The organism is Chelativorans sp. (assembly GCF_031180965.1).
Classification (GTDB): domain Bacteria; phylum Pseudomonadota; class Alphaproteobacteria; order Rhizobiales; family Rhizobiaceae; genus Chelativorans.
This window is the reverse complement of record NZ_JAPSLH010000003.1, coordinates 155103-173524: the sequence shown is the minus strand read 5'-3', so window position 1 is coordinate 173524 and position 18422 is coordinate 155103. Positions and strand designations below refer to the sequence as shown.

The window sequence follows — 18422 nt, the reverse complement described above, 5'->3', positions numbered from 1 at the left end:
GACGTGCCTTAGCCGAGTCCCTTCACGAGCCGTGCGATGACGTCACGCACGGTCATGCCCTCGGCACGCGCGGCGAAGGTGAGTGCCATGCGGTGCTGCAGCACGGGCTCGGCCAGCGCGCGCACGTCGTCAACCGAAGGCGCTAGCCGGCCGTCATAGAGGGCGCGGGCGCGGGCGCAAAGGGTCAGCGCCTGGCTGGCGCGAGGGCCCGGACCCCAGCTCACATGGCGGTCGGTCTCCGGGTGCCCGGCGCCCGGCCGGGCAGAACGCACCAGTGCCAGGATCGCCTCCACCACGCTTTCAGGAACGGGCATGCGGCGGATCAGCAGTTGGATCTCCTTCAGCCGCTCGGGCGAAAGCACGTTCGCCGGCCTTGCCTCGCCAGTGCCGGTGGTCTCCAGAAGAATGCGGCGCTCGGCATCGAGCTCGGGATAGAGGATATCGACCTGCATCAGGAAGCGGTCGAGCTGCGCTTCCGGCAGCGGATAGGTACCTTCCTGCTCTAGCGGGTTCTGCGTCGCCAGCACGTGGAAGGGCGAGGGAAGATCGTGCCGCTGGCCGGCGACGGTCACGTGGTATTCCTGCATGGACTGCAGCAGGGCGGACTGGGTGCGCGGGCTTGCACGGTTGATCTCGTCCGCCATCAGAAGCTGGGCGAAGATCGGGCCGGGCAGGAAGCGGAAGGAGCGGCGGCCGTTCTCGTCCTGCTCCATCACCTCCGAGCCGAGGATATCGGACGGCATCAGGTCCGGCGTGAACTGGACGCGCCGGGCGTCGAGCCCGAGCACCACGCCCAGCGTTTCCACCAGCTTCGTCTTGGCCAGGCCGGGCACGCCGACGAGCAGCGCATGGCCGCCCGCCAGGAGTGCCACGAGCACACGCTCGATCACCGCTTCCTGGCCGAAGATCACCATGCCCACGCCCTCGCGAATGCGCGCGATGTCGGCAAGGGCGGCCTCGGCTTCGGCCACCATGTCCTTGTCGCTTGCGACTTTCAGATTGGTCTGCTGGTCCCTGGCAATGATGCTCATGCGGCCTTGTCCTTGGCTTTGCCGAAGCGGCAATGATTGCGATACTGGCACAGGAATCGCAGCGGGCCCACCTCGCTGAAAACTTAAGTGAGTCCGCAAGGCTGACAAGCCGAACAACAGTGACTATTTCGTGGCCATGACAGGAGAAAGCAGGGACAGCGGAACGGATCGGACGGCGCTCCCGGGGGCGGCCGATGCCGCTGCCTTGTCCGCCCTCGTCGCGCGCGCGACAAGGGCGGGAAAAGGCGCCCCGCCCGTCGAGCGCTGGAATCCGCCTTTCTGCGGCGATCTCGACATGGAAATCCGGGCGGACGGCACATGGTTTTACCTCGGCACGCCCATCGGCCGGATGCCGCTGGTGCAGCTCTTCTCCTCGGTCCTGCGCAAGGACGAGGACGGCAAGACCTATCTCGTCACACCCGTGGAGAAAGTCGGCATCCGGGTAGAGGACGCTCCCTTCGTCGCCGTCGAAATGGCGGCGACGGGGCAGGGCGAGGATCAGGTCCTCACTTTCCGCACCAATGTGGGGGACGTGGTGGAGGCCGGGCCGGACCACCCCATCCGCTTCGTCGAGGAGCCGGCATCCGGCGGCACGAAGCCTTACCTCCATGTGCGCGGGCGGCTCGAGGCGCTGGTCGCGCGTGCGGTGACCTACGAGCTCATGGCGCTCGGCGAGGAGGTTGAGATCGGCGGCCGGCGCGTCTTCGCCGTCCGCTCCAAAGGCGCGGTCTTCCCCGTAATGCCGGTGGACGTGCTCGAGGCGCTCGCCGGATGAGCATGGAAGCCACTGCAAAGCCGGTCTTTTCCGCTGCGGAGTTCCGCCGCCGGGCCGCCGCGCAGGATCCGGATCTTGCCTCCGACGCCTATGGCGACCACCGCCTCAACCCCGATCTCAAGGATCTGATCGTGCGCGATCGCCTGCATGACGCGGCCGTGCTCGTGCCTGTCGTGGACCACGGCCAGGAAGCGACCGTCATCCTCACCGAGCGCGCCGCCCATCTGCGCAGCCATTCCGGACAGGTGGCGTTCCCCGGCGGGCGCATCGACCCGACAGACGCCTCGCCCGAACATGCCGCGCTGCGCGAGGCGGAAGAGGAGATTGGGCTCGATCCTTCCTTTGTCGACGTGGTCGGCCGCATGCCCGATTACGTGACCGGCAGCGGCTATCGCATCCGCCCGATTCTCGGCATCGTCCGGCCCGGCTTCATCCTGACGATCAATCCGGAGGAGGTGGAGACGGTCTTCGAGGTGCCGCTCTCATTCCTCATGGATCCCGCCAATCACCGGCGCGACAGCCGGATCTGGAAGGAAAGGGAAAGGTTCTTCTATACAATACCTTACGGCGATCGCTTCATATGGGGAGTCACGGCGGGCATTCTGCACATGCTCTATGAAAGGCTGTACGCCCGATGACCAGCATCGCCGACGCGGCATGGCTCAAGCATCGCGGCCTGCAGGTTCTGCTGGCGGCGCTTACTGAAGGTGGCGAGCAGGCGCGGATCGCCGGCGGTGCCGTCCGCAACACGCTTCTGGGCGAGCCGGTGACGGACATCGATATTGCGACGACGACGCTGCCCGACGACACGATGCGACGCGCCGAGGACGCCGGCTTCAAGGTGGTGCCGACAGGTTATGAGCACGGGACCATCACGGTCATAGCCATGGGGAGGGCCTACGAAGTGACCACGCTGCGCGCCGATGTTGAGACCTTCGGGCGGCACGCGCGCGTGGTCTTCGGGCGCGACTGGAAGGCGGATGCCGAACGGCGCGATTTTACGATCAATGCGCTTTATGCCGAAGCTGACGGGAGCGTGGTCGACCTCGTCGGCGGCCTTGCCGATCTTCGCGCGCGCACCCTCCGCTTCATCGGCGATCCGGAGACCCGCATACGGGAGGATTACCTCCGCATCCTGCGCTTCTTCCGTTTCTTCGCCTGGTACGGTTCGGGCAGACCGGACGCCGAGGGGCTCAAGGCCTGCGCCCGCCTGAAGGAGGGGCTTGCCCATCTTTCCGTCGAGCGCGTGTGGATGGAGCTGAAGAAGCTGCTGGGGGCCCCCGATCCCGCGCGTACGCTGCTCTGGATGCGGCAGACCGGCGTGCTCACCGCCGTCCTGCCGGAAAGTGAGAAATGGGGCATCGATGCCATCCACGCGCTCGTGGAGGCCGAGCGGGTTTTTGGCTGGCCCGTGGAGCCGCTGCTGCGGCTCGCCGCCATTCTTCCCCCCGATCCGGCGCGCGTGAGCGGGCTTGCCGAGCGCCTGCGCTTTTCCAAGGCCGAGACGGCGATGCTCGTCGCCTGGGCCGAGGCCCCGCTGCCCGACGCCTCGCTCAAGGAGGCGGATTTCCTGAAAAGCCTTTACCGGGCCGAGCAGAAGGGCATCGAATGGCGCCTGCGCCTTGCGCTTGCCGCCGCCCGCGCCCGGGCGCCCGACAGCGACAAGGCGCTGATCGAGGCGGCAGGCTTCCGGCGCCTGCTCGACATTGCACTACGCTGGAAAAAACCGGCATTTCCGGTTCGCGGCAAGGACTTGGTCGAGCTTGGCTTCGCGCCCGGTGAGGAGATCGGAAGGATGCTGGGCCAACTGGAGGATAGATGGATCGCCTCCGGCTTCACGCTCTCGCGTGAGCAATTGCTCCGGAATGTCGAAGGGCGCCCGCAGGCGCCCTCGTGATCTTTCATGCGTCAGCCGCTCAGGCGGCGTCCTGCTGCTGAACCACCCGGGAGCGGATGGCCTCGACCATGCTCTCGCGGATGATCGTCTCCCCGTGCACCTCGCGCATATGCTCCACGGCGCGGCGGATGACCTCGGCCTCCTCCTCATGGCGCGTGTGCCATTCGCAGCCGGGGACGAGGGATCCGCAATGAAATTCCTTCATCGGTCACTTCCTCCTTTTGGCTCAGTTCTGTCTGCACCATAGCAGATATCTGGTCCGGAGGTGCCCGGCGGCAAGATCACGATCTGTAATTTTGGGCGGTCGCGGCGATCTCCTCGCGCAGCCACGCCTTGAAAGCCTTGACCTTTCTGGGCTCGGCACGATTGTTCGAGGTGACGAGGAAATAGCTGAACCGGGTTCGCGCCAGCTGCCTGAAGGGACGCACCAGAAGGCCCGCCGACAGGGCATCGTGGGCAAGGGTGGGCCAGGCGAGCATCACGCCCTGGCCGCCGATTGCGGCATCGAGGGCGAGCGACGCGTCGGTAAAACTGTCGCCCTCGCGCAGATCCTTTTCGCTGAGTCCGAGCGGGGAGAGCCAGACGTCCCAGCTGATCGTGGAGTTGGCGTCCCGCACGATGGGCACGCGCATGATGTCCCGCGGCTCCCTCAGCTTGTCGGCGAGGGCCGGCGCGCAGACGGGAAAAATCTCCTGGGCGAGGACCGGCTCCGCCTTGACGTCGGGCCAGCCGCCTTCGCCGACGCGGATTGCAAGGTCCACATCGGAAGCATCAAGATTGACGAGCGCGATGGAAGCATCGAGGCGGATGCGCAGCTCCGGATGCAGGCTGGAGAAGCGGGCCAGCCTCGGCACCAGCCATTTGGACGCAAAGACCGGCGCTACGGAAATCGTGAGCAAGGTGTCGGAATGGCGCCGCGACAAGGCGACCGCCTCTTCCAGCCGGCCAAAGCCCTCGCTCAACAGCCCCGCGACCTGCCGGCCGAAGGCGGTCGGCTGCAAGCCGCGCCCCCTGCGGTCGAACAGCGCGCGCCCAAGCTGCTCCTCGCATCGGATTATGTGCTGGCTCACCGCGCCTATCGTGACGCCGAGTTCATCGGCGGCCGCTGCCAGCGAGCCGAGCCGCAGGACCGCCTCCGCCGCCCTCAGGCCGTTCAAGTGCACCCGGTTCAGGTTCTTCATGCAGTTTTTCTAAAGCAATGCGCAACCATTCTCCATTGAAATCCCACGCGACCGGGCGGATTTCTTGGCGCACGGAAAAGGAGAACGAGCCATGCTGCAGGTTTTCTTGAGGCCTCTGAAATTGCTCCGGCGAGGCGCGCTCGAGCCTTGGCGCGAGGCTGCGGGAGACGCCGAGCAATGGCGCCGCGACCCGCTCTCCCACCCGGCGCTTGCGGTCATGAGCCCGCGTGAGATCGCCGATCTGCCCTTGGCAGGACTGCATGCGCGCGCGGATTGCGCCGAGAACACTGAGCGCACCTGATTGCCGGCTCTACTCTGCCGCGAGCCGGCCTTCGAGAAACCCGCCGGATTGGCGCTTCCAGAGCTTCGCATAAAGGCCGCCCCGCCGGGTCAGCTCGTCATGCGTGCCTTCCTCGACGATGCGCCCATGGTCGAGCACGATCAGCCGGTCGAGCGCGGCGATGGTCGACAGGCGGTGCGCAATGGCCAGCACCGTCTTTCCTTCCATCAAGTTCTCCAGATTGTCCTGGATCGCCGCCTCGATCTCCGAATCGAGCGAGGAGGTCGCCTCGTCAAGGATGAGGATCGGCGCGTTCTTCAACATCATGCGGGCGATCGCGATGCGCTGGCGCTGCCCGCCCGAAAGCTTCACGCCGCGCTCGCCCACATGGGCATCGTAGCCGGTTCGGCCGCTCGGATCCTTCACGCCCAGGATGAAGTCATGCGCCGAGGCGCGCCTGGCGGCGGCGATGATCTCCACCTCGCTTGCGCCGGGCCGGCCATAGGCGATGTTGTCGCGGATCGAGCGGTGCATCAGGATCGGCTCCTGGCTGACCACGCCGAACTGGCTCCGGAGCGATGCCTGCGTCACCTCCCGGATATCCTGGCCGTCGAGCAGGATGCGCCCGTCTTCCACGTCGAAGAGGCGCAGCAGCAGGTTGACGATCGTCGTCTTGCCCGCTCCGGAGGGACCCACCAGAGCGACGCGCTCGCCCGGGCGGATATGCAGGTTCAAAGCTTCGATTATCCCGCCTTCGCGGCCATAGTGGAAGGAGACGTTGTCGAACCGGATGTCTCCTTGGGCGGGCGGCATGATACGCGCGTTCGGCGCGTCGCGGATGGCCGGCGGGCGCGAAATGGTCCCCGTCGCGTCCTGCACCGTGGCATAGGCGCGGATGAGCCCGTTGATGTTGAACATCACATAGCCGGACATCTGGTTGAGCCGGAACATCAGGCCCATCACGGTCGCGATCTCGCCGGTGGTGGCGCTGCCGTTCATCCAGCTCGTCACCGCGAGCGCGCCGACCGCCGTGATCATCACGCCGTTGATGAGGGCGACAGCAGCGCGCACCCTTGTCACCGCACGCGCCAAGCCCCAAAGCGCGCCGAGATAGCGCGTCATGCTTTCGCGCACATAGCCGTGCTCGCGCCGTCCGCTGTCGAACAGTTTTACGGCCATAATGTTGGTGAAAGCGTCCACCATGCGCCCGTTCATCACCGACGCCTCGTCCGCCGTGCGCCGGCCGGCCCTGCGCAAGGGCGGGAGGAGAAAGCGGGCAACCGCCAGGTAGGAGACGAACCAGACGACCAGCACCACGCTCATCAGCGGGTCCAGCGTGGCGAGGATCGTTCCGGCCAGAACGAAGAAGGTGAGGAAGCCCCACATGGTCTGGAGCGTCGTCGTGATGAAGTCGCCGGTCGCCTGGCTGCCCTGCAGGATCTTGGTGGCGATGCGGCCGGCGAAGTCGTTCTGGTAGAACTCGTAGGGCTGCTCCATCACGCGCCGGAATGCCTGCCAGCGTACGCGCTGGTAGAAGGCAGGCGCGATGACCTGCTGCTCCACCAACGTATTGCCAATCATGACCGCCGCGCGAATTACGAGCACGAAGAATGCCAGAGCGGCAAGCTGCGGCCAGTGATCGGAGAGCAGCGTAGCAGGGGACGAACGGTCGAGCAGATCAACCAGCCAGCCGAGGCCCCAGTAAAGCCCGGCATCGACGACGGCGGAGAGGGCGCCGGCCACCAGAAGCATGGTGAAGGCCCATTTCGCCTGCTTGGCGAAAAAGAGGATGAAGTCGCGAGCGTTGTCCGGGAGAACTTCACGTTCCGTGTCGCCGAAGGGGTCGATCGCCCCTTCGGCGCGGCGCCAGAGACCTTCGGCGAAATCGCTCCGTCTTTTCTCTTCTCCGCTCACTCGGCCGCCTCCGCGGGTTCGAGTTCGAGGAAGCCGCCGGACTGCCGCCGCCAGAGCTGGGCATAGAGGCCGCCGCGGGCGATCAGTTCCTCATGATTGCCCTGCTCGACGATTCGCCCATTGTCCATCACCACCAGCCGGTCCATGGCGGCGATGGTGGAAAGGCGGTGGGCTATGGCGATCACGGTCTTGCCCTCCATGAGGCGGTAGAGGTTCTCCTGGATCGCCGCTTCTACTTCCGAGTCAAGCGCGGAAGTCGCTTCGTCCAGGATGAGGATCGGCGCGTCCTTCAGCATGACGCGGGCGATAGCTACGCGCTGGCGCTGCCCGCCCGAGAGTTTCACGCCGCGCTCACCCACATGGGCATCGAACCCGGTCCGTCCCTTAATGTCGTGCAGACCCCCAATGAAATCCAGTGCAGCGGCGGCTTTTGCCGCCTCCCTCACCATATCGTCATCGGCGTCCGGTCGCCCATAGAGGATGTTGTCGCGTACCGAGCGATGCAGCAGAGAGGTGTCCTGCGTCACCACGCCGATCCGGGCGCGCAGCGAATCCTGGGTCACCTCGGAAATGTCCGTGCCGTCGATCAGGATGCGTCCGCTTTCGAGGTCATAGAAGCGCAGCAGCAGGTTGACGAGCGTCGACTTTCCCGCCCCGGACCGACCCACAAGGCCCACTTTCTCGCCCGGGCGGATCACCAGCGATAGCTCGTCGATAACGCCGCCCTTCTTGCCGTAGTGGAAGCGGATCTTGTCGAAAATGATTTCGCCGCTCGGCACCTGCAGTTCCCTGGCGCCGGGCCTGTCCTCCACCACGCGCGGACGCGCGATCGACGCGATGCCATCCTGCACCGTGCCGATGTTCTCGAACAGCATGGTCATTTCCCACATGATCCACTGGGACATGCCCCAGAGCCTCAGCACCAACGGGATCACGGTGGCGACGGCGCCGATCGTGACCACCTGCCCAAGCCAGAGCCAGATGGAAAGCGAGCTGACCACCAGGAGGCAGAGCGCATTGAGCAGGTAGAGGAGACCGTAAAGGCTCGTGATCAGCCGCATCTGGCGGTAGGCGGTGTCGAGAAAGCCGGTCATGCCGTCGCGGGCGAAGGCCGCCTCCCGGCGCGCATGGGAAAACAGCTTCACCGTCTGGATGTTGGTGTAGCTGTCCACCACCCGGCCGGTCATGATCGAGCGCGCGTCCGCCTGCTCTTCCGAGACCTTGCCCAAGCGGGGGATGAAGTAGCGCAGCAGCAGGATATAGGACACGAGCCAGACCGCCAGCGGCGCGGCCAGCCGCAGGTCGGCCGACGCGGCGATGATGACCATGCCGGTGAAGTAGACGGACACGTAATTGAACACGTCGATCAGCTTCACGACGCATTCGCGCACGGCCAGCGCCGTCTGCATCATCTTCGTGGCGATACGTCCGGCGAACTCGTCCTGGTAAAAGGACATGGACTGTTTCAGCAGGTAGCGGTGCACCTGCCAGCGGATGCGCATCGGGTAGTTGCCCATCAGCGTCTGGTGCAGCACCAGCGAATGCAGCCAGACGACTGCCGGCAGGACGACGGCGATGACCAGCGCCATTCCCGCCAGCTTCCATCCCTCCGTCTCGAGGAAGGTGGCCCGGTCTTGGTCCGCCAGCCAGTCGACGATGTTTCCGACGAAGGAGAACATCGATACCTCGCCGATGGCGATCATGGCGGCGAGGACCGCGTTCGCGATCAGATGAGGGCGTGCTGCCTTTGAATAGTGCAGGCAGAAGGCTATCAGCGTCCTGGGCGGCTCCTGCGGCTCCTCGGCCGGAAAGGGCTCCAAGCGTCTTTCAAACCAGTTGAACATGGTTCGTCCTCGAAATCCCAGCACTCAGCGGTGCCCTTTGCGCGGCGTCAGCGGCGCGGCAGATGTGATGTTCCTGATCCGCGGCGCACCCGGCTCTTGAGCCGGTGCTCTCTTCCCGGGACCATCCAAGGGGGCCTTTCCCCCGGGATGGCCCAATTGCGGCTTGGCGCCAAGCGCGGCGGCAAAAGCTCCTGACAGTGTAGTGGCGGGAGCCTTGCCGGTCGCGGGCGGCGGAACTGCTGTATCGGCCGAAATGGCCGGATCGGCGGGGGCATGGGGCCCCTTGGTGAAATTGGCAGGCATGGAGCGAATCCTTGAGAGCTTCCGGAGTGGGGTCCGGCGGATTCGCTCGTGCGTCTAGGAAATCGGGAGAAGCTTCGGAACGAAAACCGCCGTCAGGCCGCGCGCCCGATCCAGGGGCGCGGGGAGACCAGGGAAACCAACATCCGGCTATCCATGTCTGCCTCCAGCGGTGTACGTTAAGCGAAGCGGCCTTATATCCATGTTTGCCGCGGCTGGCCAGTGGCCGTGTAGGCGGAAGCCCGCCTTCCACGGCGACTGTGGCCTCCGCGCGACACTGAAGGACGGCATGAAGCAGAAGGGCATCCGCATCGCGCTTTTCGAACCGGACATTCCGGGCAATACCGGAGCCATCCTGCGCCTTTCTGCCTGCCTCGGCGTTACCGTCGACCTCATCGAGCCGGCTGGCTTCAACCTTTCCGACCGTGCGCTCAAGCGGGCCGGCATGGACTATCTGGAGCTTGCCGCGCTCCAGCGCCACCCTTCCTGGGAGGCGTTCGAGGACTGGCGGGGCAAGGAGCAGCGCCGGCTGATCCTCTTCTCCACCGCCGGCGCGGTACCCTACAGCGCCTTCTCCTTCCGCGACGGCGACGTCCTCCTGTTCGGTCGTGAATCGGCCGGCGTCCCCGAGCATGTCCATCGCGCCGCCGATTACCGCCTCCTCATCCCCATGAAAGAGGGCGCGCGCAGCCTGAACGTCGCCATGGCCGCGGCGATGGCGTGCGGCGAAGCGATCCGGCAGATGCGATAGGGCCCCGGGGTAGGGCGAAGTCGTGGCTTCCTTCATGAGGAAGGCCGCTACGGCCTCAAGCTAGGTTGAGGTCAATAGTGCTGGGTGTCCCGCGGATCTCGTGGGGCTATGTCTGCCTTCGCTAGTCTGCGCTCGGCAGGCGGCGCATCGTGAACTCGATCATGTCGCCGGGGCGCTCGGCCCAGCTCTCGATCTCGGTCCAGTAAGCCTGCTTGGGCCAGCGCTCCAGCCATTCGCGCGCCTTGGCGCGCGCTTCCTGCCGCGGCAGGGAGAAGGTCTCGCGCAGAAAACCGTCGCGCGGCAGGCGCTCGCCCTTGGCGCGCTTTTTCTCGAGGCTGCGCTTCAGCCCCTCCAGCGGCGGTTTGGCGGGTACACGCACGAAAGAACTCCTTGACCCGACAGACTAGGAGATTAGGGATCGAGGGGAAAAAATGCGAGTCATTTGTGTCTGCTGTTCGCCGTCCAGGGGCGCGGAAGGAATTTGATGGAACGGCCTGATATTCCCGTCGGCCTGCCGGACTGCATCGAAGAGAAGAAACAGGCGGCGAAGACCTGGTTCGAGACGTTGCGCGACCGCATCTGCGCGGCCTTCGAGGCACTCGAGGACGAGCTTTCCGGGCCACTTTCCGACTACGCGCCGGGCAGGTTCGAGCGCACGCCGTGGCAGCGCGAGGAGGGCGCGGGCGGCGGCGGGATCATGTCCATTCTGCATGGGCGGGTTTTCGAGAAAGTGGGCGTGCACACCTCCACGGTCCATGGCGAGTTCTCGCCCGATTTCCGCAAGCAGATCCCGGGCGCGGAGGAGGATCCGCGCTTCTGGGCCTCGGGAATCTCGCTCATCGCCCACCCGCAGAACCCACATGTTCCCGCCGTCCACATGAACACCCGGATGGTGGTCACCAGCCGCCAGTGGTTCGGGGGAGGGGCCGACCTCACTCCCGTGCTCGAGCGCCGGCGCAGCCAGGAAGACCCTGACTCGGTCGCCTTTCACAAGGCGATGCGCTTCGTTTGCGAGCGGCATTCCGCCGTGGCCGACTACGAGACGCTGAAGCGCTGGTGCGACGAGTATTTCTTCCTGCCGCACCGCAACGAACCGCGCGGCATTGGCGGCATTTTCTATGACTGGCTCAGAAGCCCCGAGGAAAAGGGCGGTTGGGACGCCGATTTCGCCTTCACGCAGGATCTCGGCCGCGCGTTCCTGGTGGTCTACCAGCATATAGTGCGGAGGAATTTCAACACGAACTGGACCGAAGCCGACCGCGAGGAGCAGCTCGTGCGCCGCGGACGCTATGTCGAGTTCAACCTGCTCTACGACCGCGGCACAATCTTCGGCCTCAAGACGGGCGGCAATGTGAACTCCATCCTCTCCAGCCTTCCCCCGGTTGTTAAATGGCCGTGAGGCGCTTGCCGGGCATTCCCGTCGCCACCTTGCGCAACTGGGAGCAAAGACGCACCGAGCCCGACGCCGTGGCGAAAACGCTGATCGACCTGATCTTCCAGGATCCCCAGGGTATGCGCGAGCGGCTGGGGCGGCGCAACGCAGCCTAGGGTCTCAGCGTCGCAAGCTTCAGGCCGAAGCCCACGAAGACCGCGCCGGTCGCCGCTTTCAGCCAGCGCTGCAGGCGCGGGTTCTGGCCGAGCCCCTTGAGCGAGGAGAAGAGCAGCACCAGGCTGCCGAACCAGAGGATATTGATCGCGGCATGCACGGTGACGAGCAGAAATCCCCATTTGGCCGCGTCAGTGCTGACAGGGATGAACTGGGGGAAGGCGGCGAGATAGAACATCGACACCTTCGGGTTGAGCGCATTGGTGAGAAAGCCTTCTCCCACAGCTCGCAAAAGCGTGCGGCGTCGTTTTGCCGGCGCCACCTCGGCCCGCGCGGTGACACCTTTCCAGGCCTGCCAGAGGGCCTTGATGCCGATATAGCAGAGATAGGCCGCGCCCAGCATCTTGACGATGAAGAAGAGCTCGGCCGACTGCACCAGGATGATGGAAATGCCGAGGATTGACAGCGTCCCGTGGAGATAGAAGGAGGCGAAGAAGCCTGCGATATTTGCAAATCCGGCCGCCTTCCCCGAAGTCGGCACCGTCTTGGCGATCAGCACGCCGTTCGGTCCCGGCGAAATGACGAGCAGCGCGGCAACGAGGGCGAAGGCGGCTATTTCCAGAAGCGTCATCGGGTTCGTTCCTCGCGAGTGGTCCTATTCCAGCCAATCGGTGATGAAGGTCTCGCTGGCATGGATGTCGGTCGTCTCCAGCCGGCCAGGCCCCAGGTTTTCGAATCGGTGCGGCGTGCCGGGCGGCACGACGAGAATCTGGCCTGGTTGCGCCTCGACCGTTTCCTGCCCTACCGTGAAGCGGGCGCGGCCCTGCCGCACGACGAAAGTCTCCGCATAGGGATGGGTGTGAAGGCGTGGGCCGCCGCCGAGCCTGTCGCTCGAGAAGAAAATGATGGAAATGCCCGCTCCGGCGGCGCGGCCTTCCCACTCGCCGTGCCAAAGATCGGACGCATCTGCCCAAGCATCCCGGTTGATGACATATGCCATGGCGTGCACCATATGTCGGCTTCGCATTTGCTGTCGAGATGAGTGAAAGGACGATACGATGCTGCGTCCCCCGGGGTCGGGCCATGCCCGCCTGCCGCAAACCGGAATCAGCGCCCTCGACTACGAGCTTGCCGGCGAGATGGCCGCCGCGCTCGGCTATGCGGGCCAGCGTGCGGAGGAGAGCCTCGCCCGCCTTGCGGCTCACGAGGGAGGCGAGGCGGAGCGCGGGAACCTGCTGCGCGAGGCTGCGGATGCCGTTTATGCCTATTTCATCCAGCGCGAGCTCTGCGGATTGAAGCGTCATGACGAGGTGGTACGCCAACTCGCCATACCGCGCGCCGTGCTGGCGCGGCTCGGCGCCCGTTAGCCGCCGACTTCGCCCGCCTTCCCGCCTAACGTGGCGATAATCCTCTTTAGGCTGGCGATATACGCCTCCCGCTGAGCTTGGCCGAGCTCGGAGAGTGCCTCCTCGTTGACGCTCGAGATTGCCTCCATCACGCCGGAAAGTTTCTCGCGGCCGGCTGCACTCAAGGTAACAAGGCTCGCTCGCCGGTCCCTCGGGTCCGGCCGCCGCTCGATCAGACCGTCGCGCTCCATGCGCGCGAGAGTCGCCGCCATTGTCGGCTGCTCGATCGAGGCGATCTGGGCCAACCGCTTCTGGGTCATCGCCTCACCTGCCGCCAGCGCGAAGAACACCGGCAACTGACCGGAGGAAAGGCCTAGCCGCCTCAATCTCTGATCGATGGCGCGCGCAAAGAGCCTGGCGGCCCAATTGGTTAGATACCCTGCGGATTCCTGGCGATCGAGTGGCATTATATAGCTTGCTATCTAATTACATTGCATGCTATGTATCTCACCATACGCAGCCATCCGCAAGCAGGGAGAATTTCATGCCGGCCCGTTCAACAGCGTCGCGCGCACATGCCGCGGCGGGCGTCCTAGCATTCCTCATCATCTCCATGTTCTTGATCGCCTCCGCCGCCGCTGAACTCAGCGGGGACGAGGCCCTGATCGCCGCGGTGAAGCGGGCGATCGCCTGGGCGCTTCTCCTCCTCATTCCGGCCCTGATTGCGACGGGCGCGAGCGGCTTTGCCATGGTCGGCGGCCGCCCTGCAGGCTTGGCGGGAGCAAAGCTTCGACGCATGCGCTTCATCGCCGGAAACGGCGTACTGATCCTCGTCCCCACCGCGCTCTATCTCGCCTGGAAAGCGCGGCAGGGCGCAATCGATTCCAACTTCCTGGCCGTGCAGGCGATAGAGTTTCTCGCCGGCGCCACGAACCTGTTTTTGATGGGGCTCAACATACGTGACGGGCTGGCCATGACAAAGCGCCGCCGCACCGCTTCCGCGGCCCGCGCGAGATAGCCGGCTGCCTCCGAGGCGCGCGCCCGCGACAATCTGCCCTGCCGCAATAAGGGCGTCTGGACAAGTCCTGGCCGCGAGCATAGAAACCAACGCCAATTGCCGGGGGAACGGGCCCGCTCGTCGTCGATCCGACCGGGAGGCGCGGCTCCTCCGCTCCGCCGGCAGGCATGAGGTGAAAGGATCGCAGCCCCGTGAGCGCAACCGATTCGACCGAGCATCATCCGACCGGGCACACGCGTCGTGATTTCCTCTATGTGGCCACGGGCGTGGCCGGCGCCGTCGGCGCAGCGGCCGCCGTGTGGCCCTTCATCGATCAGATGCGCCCCGACGCCTCCACCCGCGCGCTCGCCTCGATACAGGTAGATGTTTCCGCGGTCGAGCCCGGCATGTCGCTGACCGTCAAGTGGCGCGGCCGCCCAGTCTTCATCCGCAACCGGACGGAGCAGGAGATCGCCGCCGCGAACGAGGTTCCGCTCGACCAACTCAAGGACCCGATCGCCCGCAACGAGAACCTGCCCGCCGACGAGCCCGCGACCGACCTTGCCCGCTCAGCCGGCGAGGGGCGGGAGAACTGGCTGGTGATGCTCGGCGTCTGCACGCACCTGGGCTGCGTGCCCCTCGGCCAGGCGGGCGATTTCGGCGGCTGGTTCTGCCCCTGCCACGGCTCGCACTACGATACCGCCGGCCGCATCCGCAGGGGTCCTGCGCCGGAGAACATGCTTATTCCGACCTATGCATTCGTTTCCGACACGGTCATCGAGATCGGCTGAGGCGGGGAGAGACATTCGATGAGCGGTGGACATTCGACCTACACACCCAAGAGCGGCCTCGGGCGCTGGATGGACGCGCGCCTTCCCCTGCCGCGCCTCCTCTACGATTCCTTCGTCGCCTATCCGGTGCCGCGCAACCTGAACTACGCCTACACATTCGGCGGCATCCTGACCTTGATGCTGGCACTGCAGATCGTGACTGGCGTCGTTCTCGCCATGCATTACGCGCCGAACACCGAACTCGCCTTCGTCTCGGTCGAAAAGATCATGCGCGACGTGAATTCCGGATGGCTGCTGCGTTACCTGCATGCCAACGGCGCCTCCTTCTTCTTCGTCGCGGTCTATGTGCATATCTTCCGCGGCCTTTATTACGGCTCCTACAAGGCGCCCCGCGAATTGCTGTGGATCCTCGGCTGCATCATCTATCTCCTCATGATGGCCACTGCCTTCATGGGCTATGTGCTTCCCTGGGGCCAGATGAGCTTCTGGGGCGCCACGGTGATCACCGGCTTCTTCACGGCGATCCCGCTCGTCGGCGACTGGATCCAGCAACTGCTCCTCGGTGGCTTCGCGGTCGACAATCCGACGCTCAACCGCTTCTTCTCGCTGCACTACCTGCTACCCTTCATGATCGCCGGCGTTGTCGTGCTGCACATCTGGGCGCTGCATGTGACGGGTCAAACCAACCCGACCGGCATCGAGGTGAAGCAGAAGACCGACACCGTCGCGTTCACGCCCTATGCGACCATCAAGGACGGGTTCGCGATGATCCTGTTCCTGCTGGTCTTCGCCTACTTCGTCTTCTATATCCCCGGGTTCCTCGGCCATGCCGACAACTCGATCGAGGCGAACCCGCTGAAGACACCGGCCCATATCGTGCCGGAGTGGTATTTCCTGCCTTTCTACGCGATCCTGCGCGCCATCACCTTCAATATCGGCCCGATCGATTCCAAGCTCGGCGGCGTCCTCGCCATGTTCGGCTCCATCGCCGTGCTGTTCGTCGTTCCCTGGCTCGACACCTCCAAGGTGCGCTCTGCCGCCTACCGGCCCTGGTACAAGCTGTTCTTCTGGCTCTTCGTGGCGAATGCGATCTTCCTCGGCTGGCTCGGCTCGCGTCCGGCAGAAGGCGTGTATGTGGCGCTGGCGCAGGCCTCCACCTTCTATTACTTCGCCTTCTTCCTGATCCTCATGCCGCTGCTCGGCCTAATCGAGACGCCGCGGCGGCTGCCCAACTCGATTACCGAGGCGGTGCTGGAGAAGAACAAGGCCGGAGCGCCCGCCCTGGCCCAGCCGGCCGGCGAACGCTGAGCGATGCGCAAGGGGATTTTGGCAATGAAGATGGTTCTCCGTGCCCTGACGGCGTTCGGCCTCGGCCTGTCCCTGGCTGGATCGGCTGCGGCCCAGGAACATGAAGAAGGCGGCACGCCGCATTATCCGCTCAAGAAGCCGGTCGAGCAGAACTGGACCTTCGACGGTCCCCTCGGAACCTTCGACCGGGGCCAGCTGCAGCGCGGCTTCAAGGTCTATCGCGAGGTCTGCTCCTCCTGCCACTCGCTCGACCTGATCGCCTTCCGCAATCTGCAGGACCTCGGCTATTCGGAAGAGCAGGTGCGGGCGATTGCCGCCGAATACGAGGTGCAGGACGGCCCGAACGAGGCGGGCGACATGTTCACCCGCCCGGCCACGCCGTCGGACTACTTCCCGGCGCCATTCGCCAATCCGGAGCAGGCGGCCGCCTCCAACAATGGCGCCGCGCCCCCGGATCTGTCGCTGATGGCCAAGGCCCGTGCCGTGGAGCGCGGCTTCCCGACCTTCGTCTTCGACGTCTTCACGCAATATGCCGAGGGCGGAGTGGACTATGTCTATTCGCTGCTGACCGGCTATGGCGAGGAGCCTCCGCACGGTGTCGAGATCCCCGAAGGCACCTATTACAACCCCTATTTCATCAGCGGGCCGGCGCTCGCCATGGCGCCGCCTCTGTCGGACGGGCAGGTGACCTATGACGATGGCGCGCCGCAGACCGTCGACCAGTATGCCCGCGACGTCTCTGCTTTCCTGGCTTGGGCTGCCGAGCCTCATATGGAAGCGCGCAAGCAGACCGGCTTCACGGTGATGATCTTCCTGGTGCTGTTCGGCGGCCTGGTCTATCTCACCAAGCGCAAGATCTGGGCCGAGCTGCACTAGGCGGTCCAACGATCAAGTAATTTCAAGGGCGCCTCGGGCGCCCTTTTCATTGGCGCGGTGGCGGGGCAAAAGGAAGGGGAACAGGGCTTTTGCCGATGAAACAATCCGTCGAAGAAACTTTGATTGCCGCGATCCGCACAATCCCGGACTACCCCAAATCCGGCATCCTCTTTCGCGACATAACCACGCTTCTTGGCGATGCTCGCGCCTTCCGCCGTGCGGTGGACGAGCTTGTCCATCCCTATGCCGGCTCAAAGATCGACAAGATCGCCGGCATTGAAGCGCGCGGCTTCATCCTGGGCGGCGCCATCGCGCATCAGCTCTCCTCAGGATTCATTCCCATCCGCAAGAAGGGGAAGCTGCCGCATCAGACCGTGCGCGTGGCCTATAGCCTCGAATACGGGCTCGACGAGATGGAGATGCATATCGACGCTGTCGCGCCAGGCGAGAAGGTGATCCTCGTGGACGACCTCATCGCCACGGGCGGCACAGCCGAAGCGGCGGTGCGGCTCCTCAAGCAGATGGGCGCCGAGATCGTCGCCGCCTGCTTCGTGATCGACCTGCCCGATCTCGGCGGCCGGGCAAGGCTGGAGGCGCTCGGGGTTGACGTGCGCACGCTCGTGGCCTTCGAAGGGCACTGAGCTACTCCACCTTCAGCAGTACCGTGTTCTCGAATTCCAGAACGGCGTCCCCAGCACCGTTCGACGCTCCTCCCATGAGGGACAAAAGCCGCCAGCCGGGCCGCGAGGAAAGGGGGCGGTGCGAAAGCGCCCGGCGCGTGAAAGTGATGGTATCGCCGGCATAGACCGGCTTCAGCCATTTGAGGTTGGAGAAGCCGGGGGAGGGGCCGAATTGCGGCCGCGGCCCTGGTCCCTCCCAGGCAGCTTCCTTCGTGCGCGCCATGCTTTGGAGATTATACCGCATCCACATGGCGCAGGTATGCCAGCCCGAAGCGCACAGACCGCCGAAGATGCTCCGGCGCGCCGCCTCCTCGTCGAGATGAAAGGGCTGCGGGTCGTACCTTTCGGCAAAGCGCTTGATCTCATCGGCAGAAAATGTGTGGCTGCCCAGCGTGACCGTTTCGCCGATCCGCAGGAATTCATCCAGGCTCATTGCGACCCCTCCGGCTCGCGCAGGCGGAAGAAGATCGGGTTCTCGGCATCGAGCACCGTCTCTCCGCGGTCATTGGCCACGACATGGCGGAACGTGACGAGCCCCACATCGGGCTTGGATTTCAGCCGCCGCTTCGAAAGCACCGTGGAATGCCCGGACAGCGTGTCGCCTGCCAGGACTGGACGCCTCCAGCGCAGCTCGTTCAGGCCCGGCGAGCCCTGGGAGGTGGAGTCGCGCAGAAAGCCGTCGAACATCATGCGCATGAACACGGCGCAGGTGTGCCATCCGGAAGCCGCCAGTCCGCCGAGGAGGCTCGCGCGCCCGGCTTCTTCGTCCATGTGCATGGGCTGGGCGTCGAACTCGCTGGCGAATTCGATGATCTCATCGGCAGGGACGTGCCGCCTCGGCAGTTGGAAAACCTGCCCCTCCTGAAAATCTTCGAAGGCCCATCTCTTTTCCGCCATCGCCGCTC

General features: G+C 65.0%; 24 protein-coding genes. 13 read left to right on the top strand and 11 right to left on the bottom strand.

The features are described from left to right. Positions 1-8: 8 nt before the first annotated feature. Complete coding sequence (locus tag RIN79_RS03640; protein WP_309083257.1) at positions 9-1031, bottom strand: MoxR family ATPase; 1023 nt, start codon at positions 1029-1031, stop codon at positions 9-11. Positions 1032-1167: 136 nt separating this feature from the next. Here RIN79_RS03640 and RIN79_RS03635 point away from each other — a divergent pair, with 136 nt between their 5' ends. The 3 genes from RIN79_RS03635 to RIN79_RS03625 are packed head-to-tail and all read left to right on the top strand — an operon-like array spanning position 1168 to position 3703. Continuing rightward, positions 1168-1806, top strand: coding sequence for a DUF1285 domain-containing protein (locus tag RIN79_RS03635; protein WP_309083330.1), 639 nt, complete (start codon positions 1168-1170; stop codon positions 1804-1806). Between the two features lie 2 nt (positions 1807-1808). Then, positions 1809-2444 carry a CoA pyrophosphatase gene (locus RIN79_RS03630; RefSeq protein WP_309083329.1) on the top strand — a complete coding sequence of 212 codons (636 nt, stop codon included), beginning with the start codon at positions 1809-1811 and terminating at the stop codon, positions 2442-2444. Continuing rightward, a complete protein-coding gene (locus RIN79_RS03625; protein WP_309083256.1) occupies positions 2441-3703 on the top strand; it encodes a CCA tRNA nucleotidyltransferase in 1263 nt (420 codons plus the stop codon). Before RIN79_RS03630 ends, RIN79_RS03625 begins: the two co-directional genes overlap by 4 nt. A 19-nt stretch (positions 3704-3722) precedes the next feature. Here the strand turns inward: RIN79_RS03625 and RIN79_RS03620 are convergent, their stop codons facing one another. Together RIN79_RS03620 and RIN79_RS03615 are read right to left on the bottom strand one after the other, a co-directional pair. Next, positions 3723-3908, bottom strand: coding sequence for a DUF1059 domain-containing protein (locus RIN79_RS03620; RefSeq protein ID WP_309083255.1), 186 nt, complete (start codon positions 3906-3908; stop codon positions 3723-3725). A gap of 76 nt (positions 3909-3984) precedes the next feature. Further along, a complete protein-coding gene (locus RIN79_RS03615) occupies positions 3985-4884 on the bottom strand; it encodes a LysR substrate-binding domain-containing protein (protein ID WP_309083254.1) in 900 nt (299 codons plus the stop codon). Between the two features lie 91 nt (positions 4885-4975). Between RIN79_RS03615 and RIN79_RS03610 the strand changes: the two genes are divergently transcribed. Continuing rightward, complete coding sequence (locus tag RIN79_RS03610; RefSeq protein ID WP_309083253.1) at positions 4976-5185, top strand: hypothetical protein; 210 nt, start codon at positions 4976-4978, stop codon at positions 5183-5185. 9 nt (positions 5186-5194) lie between these two features. Here the strand turns inward: RIN79_RS03610 and RIN79_RS03605 are convergent, their stop codons facing one another. Both RIN79_RS03605 and RIN79_RS03600 read right to left on the bottom strand, forming a co-directional pair. Further along, positions 5195-7078, bottom strand: a complete 1884-nt coding sequence (locus tag RIN79_RS03605) for an ABC transporter ATP-binding protein (RefSeq protein WP_309083252.1) — start codon at positions 7076-7078, stop codon at positions 5195-5197. After that, a complete protein-coding gene (locus tag RIN79_RS03600; RefSeq protein ID WP_309083251.1) occupies positions 7075-8922 on the bottom strand; it encodes an ABC transporter ATP-binding protein in 1848 nt (615 codons plus the stop codon). The genes RIN79_RS03605 and RIN79_RS03600 overlap by 4 nt, the downstream gene beginning before the upstream one ends. A 589-nt stretch (positions 8923-9511) precedes the next feature. Between RIN79_RS03600 and RIN79_RS03595 the strand changes: the two genes are divergently transcribed. Further along, positions 9512-9973 carry a tRNA (cytidine(34)-2'-O)-methyltransferase gene (locus tag RIN79_RS03595; RefSeq protein WP_309083250.1) on the top strand — a complete coding sequence of 154 codons (462 nt, stop codon included), beginning with the start codon at positions 9512-9514 and terminating at the stop codon, positions 9971-9973. A gap of 121 nt (positions 9974-10094) precedes the next feature. Here the strand turns inward: RIN79_RS03595 and RIN79_RS03590 are convergent, their stop codons facing one another. After that, positions 10095-10352, bottom strand: a complete 258-nt coding sequence (locus RIN79_RS03590) for a hypothetical protein (protein WP_309083249.1) — start codon at positions 10350-10352, stop codon at positions 10095-10097. Between the two features lie 105 nt (positions 10353-10457). On the opposite strand from RIN79_RS03590, the gene hemF reads away from it, so the two are divergent. Further along, the gene (hemF, locus tag RIN79_RS03585; RefSeq protein WP_309083248.1) at positions 10458-11372 is read left to right on the top strand and encodes an oxygen-dependent coproporphyrinogen oxidase; all 915 of its coding nucleotides are present in this window, start codon (positions 10458-10460) and stop codon (positions 11370-11372) included. Next, positions 11363-11521: a hypothetical protein gene (locus RIN79_RS03580; protein WP_309083247.1), complete on the top strand. Its 159-nt coding sequence runs from the start codon at positions 11363-11365 to the stop codon at positions 11519-11521. The genes hemF and RIN79_RS03580 overlap by 10 nt, the downstream gene beginning before the upstream one ends. Here the strand turns inward: RIN79_RS03580 and RIN79_RS03575 are convergent. Then, positions 11518-12150 carry a LysE family translocator gene (locus RIN79_RS03575; RefSeq protein WP_309083246.1) on the bottom strand — a complete coding sequence of 211 codons (633 nt, stop codon included), beginning with the start codon at positions 12148-12150 and terminating at the stop codon, positions 11518-11520. The genes RIN79_RS03580 and RIN79_RS03575 overlap by 4 nt on opposite strands. A 24-nt stretch (positions 12151-12174) precedes the next feature. Then, on the bottom strand, positions 12175-12519 hold the full coding sequence (locus tag RIN79_RS03570) for a cupin domain-containing protein (protein WP_309083245.1): 345 nt from the start codon (positions 12517-12519) through the stop codon (positions 12175-12177). Between the two features lie 58 nt (positions 12520-12577). On the opposite strand from RIN79_RS03570, the gene RIN79_RS03565 reads away from it, so the two are divergent. Continuing rightward, positions 12578-12886, top strand: a complete 309-nt coding sequence (locus tag RIN79_RS03565) for a DUF6665 family protein (RefSeq protein ID WP_309083244.1) — start codon at positions 12578-12580, stop codon at positions 12884-12886. Here the strand turns inward: RIN79_RS03565 and RIN79_RS03560 are convergent. Then, positions 12883-13332 carry a MarR family winged helix-turn-helix transcriptional regulator gene (locus tag RIN79_RS03560; RefSeq protein ID WP_309083243.1) on the bottom strand — a complete coding sequence of 150 codons (450 nt, stop codon included), beginning with the start codon at positions 13330-13332 and terminating at the stop codon, positions 12883-12885. The two genes, RIN79_RS03565 and RIN79_RS03560, sit on opposite strands and share 4 nt — an antisense overlap. A 77-nt stretch (positions 13333-13409) precedes the next feature. Here RIN79_RS03560 and RIN79_RS03555 point away from each other — a divergent pair, with 77 nt between their 5' ends. The 5 genes from RIN79_RS03555 to RIN79_RS03535 all read left to right on the top strand — a co-directional run bounded on the left by RIN79_RS03555 (position 13410) and on the right by RIN79_RS03535 (position 17478). Beyond that, on the top strand, positions 13410-13883 hold the full coding sequence (locus RIN79_RS03555; RefSeq protein WP_309083242.1) for a hypothetical protein: 474 nt from the start codon (positions 13410-13412) through the stop codon (positions 13881-13883). Positions 13884-14074: 191 nt separating this feature from the next. Continuing rightward, entirely contained in the window at positions 14075-14653 is a 579-nt protein-coding gene (petA, locus tag RIN79_RS03550) for a ubiquinol-cytochrome c reductase iron-sulfur subunit (protein WP_309083241.1), read from the top strand. An 18-nt stretch (positions 14654-14671) separates the two neighbouring features. Beyond that, positions 14672-15961: a cytochrome b N-terminal domain-containing protein gene (locus RIN79_RS03545; protein ID WP_309083240.1), complete on the top strand. Its 1290-nt coding sequence runs from the start codon at positions 14672-14674 to the stop codon at positions 15959-15961. 24 nt (positions 15962-15985) lie between these two features. Next, positions 15986-16837, top strand: coding sequence for a cytochrome c1 (locus RIN79_RS03540; RefSeq protein WP_309083239.1), 852 nt, complete (start codon positions 15986-15988; stop codon positions 16835-16837). A 95-nt stretch (positions 16838-16932) separates the two neighbouring features. Next, positions 16933-17478: an adenine phosphoribosyltransferase gene (locus tag RIN79_RS03535; protein ID WP_309083238.1), complete on the top strand. Its 546-nt coding sequence runs from the start codon at positions 16933-16935 to the stop codon at positions 17476-17478. A gap of 1 nt (position 17479) precedes the next feature. Here the strand turns inward: RIN79_RS03535 and RIN79_RS03530 are convergent, their stop codons facing one another. Next, positions 17480-17950 carry a MaoC family dehydratase gene (locus RIN79_RS03530; RefSeq protein WP_309083237.1) on the bottom strand — a complete coding sequence of 157 codons (471 nt, stop codon included), beginning with the start codon at positions 17948-17950 and terminating at the stop codon, positions 17480-17482. Then, a complete protein-coding gene (locus tag RIN79_RS03525) occupies positions 17947-18414 on the bottom strand; it encodes a MaoC family dehydratase (protein ID WP_309083236.1) in 468 nt (155 codons plus the stop codon). Before RIN79_RS03525 ends, RIN79_RS03530 begins: the two co-directional genes overlap by 4 nt. Positions 18415-18422 lie beyond the last annotated feature (8 nt).

Excerpts from the sequence above, each read along its gene's own strand:
- RIN79_RS03545 (WP_309083240.1), top strand. The coding sequence starts at position 14,672 with ATGAGCGGTGGACATTCGACCTACACACCCAAGAGCGGCCTCGGGCGC.
- RIN79_RS03530 (WP_309083237.1), bottom strand. The coding sequence starts at position 17,950 with ATGAGCCTGGATGAATTCCTGCGGATCGGCGAAACGGTCACGCTGGGC.
- RIN79_RS03600 (WP_309083251.1), bottom strand. The coding sequence starts at position 8,922 with ATGTTCAACTGGTTTGAAAGACGCTTGGAGCCCTTTCCGGCCGAGGAG.
- RIN79_RS03610 (WP_309083253.1), top strand. The coding sequence starts at position 4,976 with ATGCTGCAGGTTTTCTTGAGGCCTCTGAAATTGCTCCGGCGAGGCGCG.
- RIN79_RS03620 (WP_309083255.1), bottom strand. The coding sequence starts at position 3,908 with ATGAAGGAATTTCATTGCGGATCCCTCGTCCCCGGCTGCGAATGGCAC.
- RIN79_RS03560 (WP_309083243.1), bottom strand. The coding sequence starts at position 13,332 with ATGCCACTCGATCGCCAGGAATCCGCAGGGTATCTAACCAATTGGGCC.
- hemF (WP_309083248.1), top strand. The coding sequence starts at position 10,458 with ATGGAACGGCCTGATATTCCCGTCGGCCTGCCGGACTGCATCGAAGAG.
- RIN79_RS03535 (WP_309083238.1), top strand. The coding sequence starts at position 16,933 with ATGAAACAATCCGTCGAAGAAACTTTGATTGCCGCGATCCGCACAATC.
- RIN79_RS03575 (WP_309083246.1), bottom strand. The coding sequence starts at position 12,150 with ATGACGCTTCTGGAAATAGCCGCCTTCGCCCTCGTTGCCGCGCTGCTC.
- RIN79_RS03615 (WP_309083254.1), bottom strand. The coding sequence starts at position 4,884 with ATGAAGAACCTGAACCGGGTGCACTTGAACGGCCTGAGGGCGGCGGAG.
- RIN79_RS03640 (WP_309083257.1), bottom strand. The coding sequence starts at position 1,031 with ATGAGCATCATTGCCAGGGACCAGCAGACCAATCTGAAAGTCGCAAGC.
- RIN79_RS03525 (WP_309083236.1), bottom strand. The coding sequence starts at position 18,414 with ATGGCGGAAAAGAGATGGGCCTTCGAAGATTTTCAGGAGGGGCAGGTT.
- RIN79_RS03565 (WP_309083244.1), top strand. The coding sequence starts at position 12,578 with ATGCTGCGTCCCCCGGGGTCGGGCCATGCCCGCCTGCCGCAAACCGGA.
- RIN79_RS03635 (WP_309083330.1), top strand. The coding sequence starts at position 1,168 with ATGACAGGAGAAAGCAGGGACAGCGGAACGGATCGGACGGCGCTCCCG.
- RIN79_RS03630 (WP_309083329.1), top strand. The coding sequence starts at position 1,809 with ATGGAAGCCACTGCAAAGCCGGTCTTTTCCGCTGCGGAGTTCCGCCGC.
- RIN79_RS03580 (WP_309083247.1), top strand. The coding sequence starts at position 11,363 with ATGGCCGTGAGGCGCTTGCCGGGCATTCCCGTCGCCACCTTGCGCAAC.
- RIN79_RS03570 (WP_309083245.1), bottom strand. The coding sequence starts at position 12,519 with ATGGCATATGTCATCAACCGGGATGCTTGGGCAGATGCGTCCGATCTT.
- RIN79_RS03540 (WP_309083239.1), top strand. The coding sequence starts at position 15,986 with ATGAAGATGGTTCTCCGTGCCCTGACGGCGTTCGGCCTCGGCCTGTCC.
- RIN79_RS03625 (WP_309083256.1), top strand. The coding sequence starts at position 2,441 with ATGACCAGCATCGCCGACGCGGCATGGCTCAAGCATCGCGGCCTGCAG.
- RIN79_RS03595 (WP_309083250.1), top strand. The coding sequence starts at position 9,512 with ATGAAGCAGAAGGGCATCCGCATCGCGCTTTTCGAACCGGACATTCCG.
- RIN79_RS03555 (WP_309083242.1), top strand. The coding sequence starts at position 13,410 with ATGCCGGCCCGTTCAACAGCGTCGCGCGCACATGCCGCGGCGGGCGTC.